General features: G+C 70.0%; 8 protein-coding genes. 5 read left to right on the top strand and 3 right to left on the bottom strand.

All coding sequences use genetic code 11. The features are described 5' to 3' along the window. A partial coding sequence (locus GWI24_RS33150) for a hypothetical protein (protein ID WP_210949753.1) occupies positions 1–316 on the bottom strand: 316 nt, incomplete at its 3' end. 172 nt (positions 317–488) lie between these two features. After that, positions 489–1,556: a LacI family DNA-binding transcriptional regulator gene (locus GWI24_RS33155; RefSeq protein WP_210949754.1), complete on the bottom strand. Its 1,068-nt coding sequence runs from the start codon at positions 1,554–1,556 to the stop codon at positions 489–491. A 145-nt stretch (positions 1,557–1,701) separates the two neighbouring features. Here GWI24_RS33155 and GWI24_RS33160 point away from each other — a divergent pair, with 145 nt between their 5' ends. Both GWI24_RS33160 and GWI24_RS33165 read left to right on the top strand, forming a co-directional pair. Continuing rightward, entirely contained in the window at positions 1,702–2,679 is a 978-nt protein-coding gene (locus GWI24_RS33160; protein ID WP_210949755.1) for an ROK family protein, read from the top strand. Positions 2,680–2,820: 141 nt separating this feature from the next. Then, positions 2,821–4,395 (top strand): serine/threonine-protein kinase, encoded by a 1,575-nt coding sequence (locus tag GWI24_RS33165; protein WP_210949760.1) that lies wholly within the window; start codon positions 2,821–2,823, stop codon positions 4,393–4,395. Positions 4,396–4,482: 87 nt separating this feature from the next. On the opposite strand, the gene GWI24_RS33170 is transcribed toward GWI24_RS33165, so the two are convergent. Then, positions 4,483–6,540: an NPCBM/NEW2 domain-containing protein gene (locus tag GWI24_RS33170; RefSeq protein ID WP_210949756.1), complete on the bottom strand. Its 2,058-nt coding sequence runs from the start codon at positions 6,538–6,540 to the stop codon at positions 4,483–4,485. Positions 6,541–6,753: 213 nt separating this feature from the next. On the opposite strand from GWI24_RS33170, the gene GWI24_RS33175 reads away from it, so the two are divergent. From GWI24_RS33175 to GWI24_RS33185, 3 genes are read left to right on the top strand one after another with little or no spacing between them, the layout of a single operon-like run. Further along, on the top strand, positions 6,754–8,037 hold the full coding sequence (locus tag GWI24_RS33175) for an ABC transporter substrate-binding protein (RefSeq protein ID WP_210949757.1): 1,284 nt from the start codon (positions 6,754–6,756) through the stop codon (positions 8,035–8,037). 12 nt (positions 8,038–8,049) lie between these two features. After that, positions 8,050–8,964 (top strand): carbohydrate ABC transporter permease, encoded by a 915-nt coding sequence (locus GWI24_RS33180; RefSeq protein ID WP_210949758.1) that lies wholly within the window; start codon positions 8,050–8,052, stop codon positions 8,962–8,964. Further along, a complete protein-coding gene (locus GWI24_RS33185; protein WP_210949759.1) occupies positions 8,961–9,881 on the top strand; it encodes a carbohydrate ABC transporter permease in 921 nt (306 codons plus the stop codon). Before GWI24_RS33180 ends, GWI24_RS33185 begins: the two co-directional genes overlap by 4 nt. Positions 9,882–9,917: the final 36 nt, after the last annotated feature.

Here is a 9,917-nt window from a genome sequence, read left to right on the forward strand (position 1 = left end):
TCGCGTTGCGGAAGGTGACCTCGATGGCGTAGTTGGCCGGGTGCTCGGCCCCGTTGGTCACGGTCAGCGGTGCGACGGCCCGTCCCGTGCCGTCGCGTCTCACCCGGCCGACCTTCACCTCGCGCTTGGCCTGGGAGCCGCCCTTGATCTTGTCCAGCTCGGCCTGGGCCGACGCCCTCGCGGACGCGACGGCGGCGGAGGCCCGGGACACCTCGGACGACGGGGTGCCCCCGTCGTCCGAACAGCCGACGGCGGCCGGCGCCAGCACGGCCATGAGGCTCACCGCGCAGATCGTCCGCATTCGGCGCCCGCTCATCGCGTCTCCCTCGTTCCGTCGGACGGGCCCCGGGCCCTCCTCCTCCACCCTCGGGGGAGTGGGAGACCGAGGCAACCGGAGCGGGGCCGTTCAGGCGTTCGGGGGAAGGGTGCCGATCGGGGAAAGGCTGATCGGACGTTCGGGGGAGGCGTGCCGTTGGGGGAGAGGGCGCTCAGGATGTCGCGGGCGGGGGCAGTTCGCCCGAGCCGCGCGGGATCAGCCGGGTCGGCAGGACGAGCCGCCGGGGGTCCCCGCCCGCGCCGTCGAGGCGTCGGAAGAGCAGATCGGCGGCGGTGCGGCCGAGCTGGGCCGAGTCCTGGGCTATGACGGTGATCCCGGGGGAGAGCAGATCGGCGAGCTCGAAGTCGTCGAAGCCGATGAGGGCCACCGGCGTGGCGGGCGCCGGGCGCTCGGCCAGGACCCGTACGACCGTGACGGTGACCCGGTTGTTGCCCGCGAAGAGCGCGGTGACCGGCTCGGCGGCGTCCAGCATCGCGGTGGCCGCGGCCCGGACCCGCTCCGGATCGGTGGGGCCGAGCGAGACCCAGGCGTCATGGACCGGCAACCCGGCCTCGCTCATCGCCGCGTGATAGCCGCGCAGCCGCTCGGCGGCGGTGTGGATGCCCGGCAGGTCGCCGAGGAAGCCGATCCGGCGGTGGCCGTGGGCGATCAGATGCGCGACGGCGTCGTGGGAACCGCCGAAGCTGTCGGCGAGCACGGCGTCGGCGTCGATGCGCCCCGCCGGCCGGTCGACGAAGACGGTGGCGACCCCGGCCGCCATCTCGGGCGCCAGATAGCGGTGGTCATGGCCGGCCGGGATGATGACGAGGCCGTCGACCCGGCGCGCGCACAGCGCGAGCACCAGCTCCTGCTCCCGCTCGGGGTCCTCCGCACTGGACCCGTTGATCAGCAGCGCGCCATGGGCCCGGGCGACCTCCTCTACGGCGCGGCTCAGCGGACCGTAGAAAGGGTCGGCCAGATCCTCCAGGACCAGTCCGATGCTCGCCGTACGGCCCTTGCGCAGAATGCGGGCGCTGTCGTTGCGGCGGAAGCCGAGCGCGGTGATGGCCTCCTGGACGCGGCGCTCGGTGTCGGGGGTGACGCCCGGCTCGCCATTGACCACTCTGGAGACGGTTTTGAGGCCGACCCCGGCCCGTGCGGCGACGTCCTTCATAGTGGGCCGGGTGCCGTAACGGCGTGTGGGGGTGCGGCTGGCGGTGCCCGGGGCGGTGTCGGTCACAGTGCGCTCGTCCCGTCGCTGGTCGTCGTGGGGGAGGGAGTGACGAGCATAGCCCCTGGACAACGTTGTCAGCGCCGGGAAGACTATTGCCGCACACCGAACACGTCCATGCCCACCAGCATGCCCACCAGGAGAGTCGACACCTATGCCACGTGACCTCATCGCCGCACTGGACATCGGCGGGACCAAGATCGCGGGCGCTCTGGTGGACGGGAGCGGAAAGCTGGTCGTACGTGCCCGCCGCGCCACCCTTGCCCAGGAGGACGGCGCCACGGTGATGGGCCAGGTCACCGCCGTGCTCGAGGAGCTCGCGGCCACGGCGCACTGGTCGCGGGTGGCCGCCGTCGGCATCGGCAGCGCGGGCCCGGTGGACGCCTCAGTGGGCACCGTCAGCCCGGTCAACATCCCCGGCTGGCGTGACTTCCCGCTGGTCGCCGGGGTCCGGGAGACCACCGGCGCACTGCCGATGTCGCTGGTCGGTGACGGGCCGGCGATGACGGCCGCCGAACATTGGCAGGGCGCGGCGCGCGGCCGTAAGAGCGCGCTGTGCATGGTGGTCTCCACCGGCGTGGGCGGCGGGCTGGTCCTGGGCGGCCGGCTGCACCCGGGCCCGACCGGAAACGCCGGGCACATCGGCCACATCAGCGTGGAGCTGAACGGCGACCTGTGTCCCTGTGGCGGACGCGGCTGCGTGGAGCGGATCGCCAGCGGCCCCAACATCGCCCGCCGTGCCCTGGACGGCGGCTGGCGCCCGGGGCCGGACGGCGACACCAGCGCCGAGGCCGTCGCCGCCTCGGCGCGGGCCGGAGAACCGGTCGCGCGGGCCTCCTTCGAACGGGCCGCCCAGGCCCTGGCCGCCGGGATCGCCGCGACCGCCGCGCTCGTCGAGATCGAGGTGGCGGTCATCGGCGGCGGCGTGGCGGGCGCCGGGGACGTGCTCTTCGCGCCCCTGCGGCGCGCCCTGCGCGACTACGCGACCCTGTCGTTCGTCCAGGGGCTGGAGGTCGTCCCGGCGCAGATGGGCACCGACGCCGGGCTGGTGGGCGCGGCCGCCGCGGCGGCGCAGGAGGCACGGCTGGAGGGGTTCGGCCCGGCGGCGGGCACACGTCCCACCGGTGGCTGAGGCCCCATCGTCACCGTCCGCCCCCCGACCCGCTGTCACCGTCTCCCCCTAAGCTGTTCGCCCGGAAGCCCGGAAGCACCGCGGTGGCCGGGCGGGACCGAGGAGCGCGCGAGGGAAGGCGGAGCGGTGGCACCGGCGGATATGGGCGGCGATCTGTCCGGGCGGCTGCTGGGCGGGCGGTACCGGGTGACGGGCCGCCTCGGCCGGGGCGGCATGGGGGTGGTCTGCAAGGCCGTGGACGCGGTGCTCGGCCGGGAGGTCGCGGTCAAGGTGCTGCGCGCCCACACCGACGCCTCCAGCGCCGAACTGGCCGATCTGCGCACCCGGATGCAGCGGGAGGCGCGGGCGGCCGCCCGGATCCGGCACTCCGGTGTGATCACGGTCCACGACGTGGCCGAGGAGGGCGGGCTGCCGCTCATCGTCATGGAGCTGATCGACGGGCCCTCGCTCGACGATGTGCTCGACGAGCGAGGCACCCTCGACCCCCGGGAGGCCGCGGGGATCGGCGCCGAGGTCGCGGACGCGCTCGGCGCGGCCCATGGCGCCGGGGTGCTGCACCGGGATGTGAAGCCCGGCAATGTGCTGCTGGACCGCGAGGGCCGTGTCGTCCTTACGGACTTCGGCATCGCGAGCCTCGAGGCGCCCGAGGACGGCGCGACCACCAAGCTGACCCGCAGCGGCGAGCTGATCGGCTCCCTGGACTATCTCGCGCCCGAGCGCGCCCAGGGCCAGGACCCGAGCCCGGCCTCGGACATCTGGGCGCTGGGGATGACGCTGTACGCGGCGGTGGAGGGCTCGTCGCCGTTCCGCCGCACCTCCGTATGGTCCACGCTCACCGCGATCGTCAATGAGCCGCTGCCCGAGCCTCGGCTGGCCGGGCCGCTGGCGCCCGTGTTGCGCGCGCTGATGGACAAGGACCCGCGGGGGCGGCCGTCCGCCGCCGAGGCACGCCGGATGCTGGCGGAGGTGGCCGCCGGGGAGACGCCGCGCGGCGCGGCCGGGCCGCCGCCCGTTCCACTGAGCGAGCCGACCCCCTCCGCCCCGCCTCCGGGCTTCGGCCCGCCGCCCGTGGTGGAGCCGCTGGTGAGTGGGGAGCCGGGTGCGGGGGACAGGGCCGGTGCGCGAAGCGCGGGTCGCAGGCGCCGCGGAGTGCTCATCGCGGCCGCGGCCGCCACCGTCGCACTCATCGGCGGCGGGCTGACGTACGCACTGGTCGGAGGCGATGACCACACCACGGAGTCGGGGCGGACGAAGGATCCGCCGAGCGAACCGGCGGGTCCGGGGAAGACCGCCGCACCGGGCGGCGGTAAGGCGAGCGCCACGGCCGGGCAGGGCAGCGCGCGGCCGGATGCCACGGCCTCACTCACTCCGGACGGCGGCAACGGCGAGCCGAGCGGCCCGGCGGCTTCATCGGCCCCGCCCTCGGGCGCCGCGCCCGTCTGCCATGGCAGCGACGGCGGGCGGTACGACTGCGAGGTGTGGCGCGACGCCACCTCGTACACCCACGGCGGTGAGCCGGTCGGCACCCTCAAGCACGGTGTGAACTACTTCTACTGCCAGGAGAACCTGGGCCGCCGGGAGACCTATGGCAAGTGGACGAACGTGTGGTGGGCCAGGACCGACGACGACAACGGCCATCGGGATGTCTATGTGAGCGTCGTCTACGTCAAGGGCGGTGACAACGACGAGCCCCTTCCCGGGCTGCCCGAGTGCTGAGCCCGGGACGGCCGCGGGAAGGGGCGGATCTCATCGGTGGATCTCGGTGGGGCGGAGACGTCTCAGCGTGGTGGTCTCAGCGGGGGCTCAGCAGGCGAAGGACGCGTCGGCCCAGTCCCCGTGGTCGCTGGTGATCCCGTCCCCGCCGTCGGTGACGACGAGCCGGACCGTCTTCGCCCCGCCGATGGCGGCGTCGAGGGCGGTGGCCGGATCGGCGTTGGTCAGCGTCTTCGACGATGCCACCTTGGCGTCGTCCGCCCAGACCTCGAAGCCGACCGTCCCGGCGGTGCCCTCCTCGTCGTCCACGCCGACCTGTGCGGTGAAGCGCGAGCACCGGCCCCCGGTGTAGTACGTCACCTCGCTGGGCGCGTGCACGCCCAGGCCCTTGTCGTACGTGGTGCCGCCGAGGGTGAGCGGATGGCCGTCACCCGCGTCGTTCTCGCCGACGCTGGTGTTCTTCTCCACCGGGCCCCAGCCGTTGAGCGCGCTCAGCCAGGGCAGATCGCTCGCGTACGAGCTGCCGGAGGGCGGAGCGACCACCACATGGACCGCCGAGACCAGCCGCGCGGTGGCCTTGTCGCCTCCCGGTGAGCGGTAGTCGGCGCTGACCGTCAGGTCGTACGCACCGGGCGCGGCCCCGGCGGGGGCGGTGACCTGCCAGCGCGTGGCCAGCTTCGAGCCGGTGGGCAGCGAGGCGGCCCGGGTCGGGGAGGTGGCCTTGATCCGCCAGCCGTCGGGGCCGGTGAGCCGGACCGAGACCTGCTGGGCCGGGGTGCGGCCGAGGTCGGTGAGCGTGGTGTCGACCTGGGCGGCGGTCCCGGCCTCGGTCAGCGCCGTGCCGTCGAGGCCGAGTTCGGCGGCGGGTGGGTAGGAGGCCCAGCGGGTGTCGGCCGAGGCCCGGTAGAGCACGGTGCCATGGGCCGGGACGGTGGCCGAGATGGCTCCGGCGGTGTTGTAGTCCTTGTGCGCCCACAGGTCACGCAGCCGGTACGCGGTCGCCCGGGGCAGCCCGACCCCGGTCGCCGTGGTGGCGATGTGCTGCGGCCGGTCGGTCTCGTTGAACAGCGCGACGGCGCGGCTGCCGTCCGCCATCTCCTTGGCGATGACCCAGCGCCCGCCCTCGGAGGAGACCACGGTGCCCTGCTTGCCCAGCGGGTCCTGATCGACGGCGATCACTTCGTGATTGCCGAGGATCTCGTAGGTCTCGGCGTTGGCCTTGCGCAGATCGGTACCGATCAGCAGCGGTGCGGCCATGATCGACCACAGCGAGAAGTGGCTGCGGTACTCGGTGGCCGTCATCCCGCCGTTGCCGACCTCCAGCATGTCGGGGTCGTTCCAGTGGCCGGGCCCGGCGTACTTCGCGAGCGGCAGGTTCTGCTTGGCGATCGACAGCATGCTGCCCCAGCTGTCGCTGATGTCGCCCGTGGTCCGCCACAGATGGCCGACTTCCCCGGCCCACTCCCAGGGCTTGTTCTCGCCCCATTCGCAGATGCTGTAGACGATGGGGCGCCCAGTGGTCTCGGCCGCGGCCTTCAGTGCGTCGCGCATGGTGCGGTAGCGCTGCTTGGCGTCGACACCCTGGTTATTGCAGTTGTCGTACTTGAGGTAGTCGATGCCCCAGTCGGCGAACTGCTGGGCGTCGGACTTCTCATGGCCGAGCCCCCCGGGGAAGCCGGCGCTGTTGCAGGTCTTGGTGCCCGCGCTGGTGTAGATGCCGATCTTCAGTCCCTTGGAGTGGACATAGTCGGCGACGGCCTTGATGCCGTTCGGAAAGCGGACCGGGTCGGGCACCAGCTTGCCGTTGGCATCGCGCTGCGGCAGCGCCCAGCAGTCGTCGAGGTTGACGTACTGGTATCCGGCGTCCTTCAGTCCCTTGGCCACGAAGATGTCGGCTATGCCCTTGACCATCGCCTCGTTGAACTCCGCGCGGCAGTGGGTGGAGTTCCAGTTGTTGAAGCCCATCGGAGGGGTGAGGGCGAGCCCGTCACCGGGTGCGGCGCCCTGGGCGGAGGCCGGTGGGATGACCTCGGCGGGATGCGCGGGCTGGGCGACGGCCGGGAGGGCCAGGCCGACCGTGGCCAGCAGACCGGCGCTCAGTGCTCCGATGACTCTTCGCCTCGCGGGTCGGAAACAGCGGTGGCGCACGATGCGGGTCCTCCGTTCTCAACGGGGGTAACGCAGTGTCATGGCTGCGTCACATGCGAGCGTTTACGGTAGACCCTGTTGGAGTCTGTTGGAAGAGATGCGATAACAGTTGTTCGATATCTCGTCAAAACCCTTGACGATTCGCCTGGCCGCCGGGTGAGATCCCCTCACTCGCGTTCGGTTGTGTTTGATTGAACCTCTGTGGAGGGGCACATGGCACCGTCATCGTCAGGACATCGGATCTCCCGCCGTGCGCTACTACGAGGCACCGCGGCCGGAGCCGGCGCGGTAGCCCTTCCGACGCTGCTGACCGCCTGCGGTGGTCCGGGCAACGAAGTGAAGATCGGCTCCAACGCCTCCGACGCCGTGCCTCGCAAGGCGTTCGCCGAGGTGTTCAACGCGTACGAGAAGAAGTCGGACAAGAAGGTCAAGGTCAACACCGTCAACCACGAGGCCTTCCAGGAGGGCATCAACCGCTATCTGAAGGGCACCCCCGACGACGTCTTCATGTGGTTCGCCGGGTACCGCATGCAGTTCTTCGCCGAACAGGGGCAGCTCGCCGAGATCAGCGACCTCTGGAAGGGCTTCGACGGCTTCTCCGACGCGCTCAAGGCGCAGTCCACCGGCAAGGACGGCAAGCAGTACCTCGTGCCGTACTACTACTACCCCTGGGCGGTCTTCTACCGGAAGAGCGTCTTCGCCCAGCACGGCTACGAGGTTCCGAAGACCTTCGACGAGTTCCGGGCGCTCGCCAAGCGGATGGACAAGGACGGCCTCGACGCCATCGCCTTCGGCGACAAGGACGGCTGGCCCGCCATGGGGACCTTCGACTATCTCAATATGCGGGCCAACGGCTACGACTTCCATATCTCCCTCATGGGCGGCAAGGAGTCCTGGACCGATCCCAAGGTCAGAAACGTCTTCGACCTGTGGCGCGGGCTGATGCCGTACCACCAGAAGGGCGCCAACGGGCGGACCTGGCAGGAGGCCGCCCAGAGCCTGGCGCAGAAGAAGTCCGGTATGGCGGTCTTCGGGCTGCCCCACCCCGGGCAGCAGTTCTCCGCCGCAGACCGCGATGATCTGGACTTCTTCCCCTTCCCCGAGATCGACTCCGCCTACGGGCAGGACGCGGTGGAGGCGCCGATCGACGGCTTTCTGCTGGCGAAGAAGTCCAAGCGGCAGAAGGAGGGCAAGGAGCTGATGAAGTACCTCGCCACCCCCGCCGCCGAGGAGATCTACCTGAAGCGGGACCCGAACAACATCGCCGTCAACGACAAGGCGTCCACCTCCTCGTACAACGCGCTCCAGAAGAAGGCCGTCGACCTCGTCTCGAACGCCAAGCAGATATCGCAGTTCATGGACCGCGACACCCGGCCGGACTTCGCGTCGCAGGTGATGATCCGGGCCATTCAGCAGTTCATCAACAAGCCGAACGACATCGACAGCCTCACCAAGGACATCGAGTCCCAGAAGAAGACCATCTTCGCCAGCGACTAGGAGATTCGCGCCGTGCCGCTCACGACCGCGCGGCGTGCCAAACGGCGGGGTCCGCGGAGATTCACCTCCCGCGACCTCGCCGTCATCGGCGTGCTGCTGGGCATACCCATCCTGCTCGACCTGGCCCTGATCTGGGGCCCGACCCTCGCCTCCATCGGCCTGTCCTTCACCAGCTGGGACGGGATCGGCGATATCCACTGGGTGGGCATCGACAACTACAAGACCCTCTTCACCGACTATCCGCCGTTCTGGCCCGCGGTCCGCAACAATCTGCTCTGGGTGGCCTTTCTCGGCCTGGTCGCGACGCCCTTCGGACTGCTGCTGGCCGTACTGCTGGACAAGGGTGTCCGGTTCAGCCGCTTCTACCAGTCCACGCTCTATATGCCGGTGGTGCTCTCCCTCGCCATCGTCGGCTTCATCGCGCAGCTGGTCTTCTCCCGTGACCAGGGTGCGCTGAACGCGATCCTCGCCAACAAGAACGATCCGGTGGACTGGCTCGGAGACCCGGACCTCAATATCTGGATGGTGCTGCTGGCGGCCGCCTGGCGGCACACCGGGTATGTGATGATCCTCTATCTGGCCGGGCTGAAATCCGTCGATCCCTCGCTCAAGGAAGCGGCCGCGATCGACGGCGCCAGCGAGACCCAGACCTTCTTCCGGGTGGTGCTGCCCACCCTGCGGCCGGTCAATGTCATCGTCGGCGTCATCACCGTGATCGAGGCATTGCGCGCCTTCGACATCGTCTACGCCATCAACCACGGCCGTAACGGGCTCGAACTGCTCTCGGTGCTGGTCACCGACAACATCATCGGCGAGGCCAGCCGGATCGGATTCGGCTCCGCGATCGCCGTCGTCCTGCTGACCGTGTCCCTGGGATTCATCGTGACCTATCTGGTCCAGGAGCTGCGAGGGGGGAAGAAGGGATGACCGTCACCACTCCGCCCGCCCGCGTACGGACCGTGACCCCGGTGACCGGCACCGGCAAACGCCGGGTGACCCGTGGCCGGCTCGGGCTGCACGCCTTTCTGATGGTCGTGTCACTCGCTTTCCTCGCCCCGCTGCTGCTCGCCGTCTACGCCTCGCTGCGGCCGTACGAGGAGACCGCGAAATACGGCTATTTCTCGCTGCCGCGCCATCTGTCGTTCGACTACTACGCCAAGGCGTTCAACGACTCCGGGATGGGCAAGTACTTCGTCAACTCGCTCATCATCGCGGTGCCCGGGGTGCTGTTGACGCTGTTTCTCGCCTCGTTCGTCGCCTTCTGTGTGACGCGGCTGAGAATACGCGGCGGGCTGGTGCTGCTGATGGTGTTCACGGCGGGAAATCTGCTGCCGCAGCAGGTCATCGTCACCCCGCTCTATGTGCTCTTCACCAAGATCAATCTGCCCTACTGGATGTCGGACTCGATGACGATGTACGACTCCTACTGGGCCGTGCTCGCCGTTCAGGTCGCCTTCCAGGTGGGATTCTGCGTCTTCGTCCTCGCCAACTTCATGCGCACCATTCCCGATGAGATCGTGGAGGCGGCGCGGGTGGACGGGGCGGGGGTCTGGACGCAGTACTGGAACATCACGCTTCCGCTGTGCCGGCCCGCGCTGGCCGCGCTCGCCACCCTGCAATTCACCTGGATGTACAACGACTTCCTGTGGGCGCTCGTCTTCATCTCCGACGGCGACAAGCTGCCCATCACCTCCGCGCTCAACAATCTGCGCGGCCAGTTCTTCACCGACTACAACCTGCTCGCGGCGGGGTCGGTGATCGTGGCGCTTCCCACGGTGCTGGTCTTCTTGCTGTTGCAGCGCCACTTCATCGCCGGGCTCACCCTCGGCGCCAGCAAGGGCTGATACGACAGGGATCACTGTGGCTCACGTGGCCATGGT

Origin of the sequence: Streptomyces sp. MK37H, assembly GCF_018035285.1 — a bacterium.
GTDB classification, from domain to species: Bacteria; Actinomycetota; Actinomycetes; order Streptomycetales; family Streptomycetaceae; genus Streptomyces; species Streptomyces endocoffeicus.

Bases quoted from the DNA above. Each gene is read 5' to 3' on its own strand.
- GWI24_RS33175 (WP_210949757.1), top strand. From the start codon at position 6,754: ATGGCACCGTCATCGTCAGGACATCGGATCTCCCGCCGTGCGCTACTA.
- GWI24_RS33160 (WP_210949755.1), top strand. From the start codon at position 1,702: ATGCCACGTGACCTCATCGCCGCACTGGACATCGGCGGGACCAAGATC.
- GWI24_RS33185 (WP_210949759.1), top strand. From the start codon at position 8,961: ATGACCGTCACCACTCCGCCCGCCCGCGTACGGACCGTGACCCCGGTG.
- GWI24_RS33165 (WP_210949760.1), top strand. From the start codon at position 2,821: ATGGGCGGCGATCTGTCCGGGCGGCTGCTGGGCGGGCGGTACCGGGTG.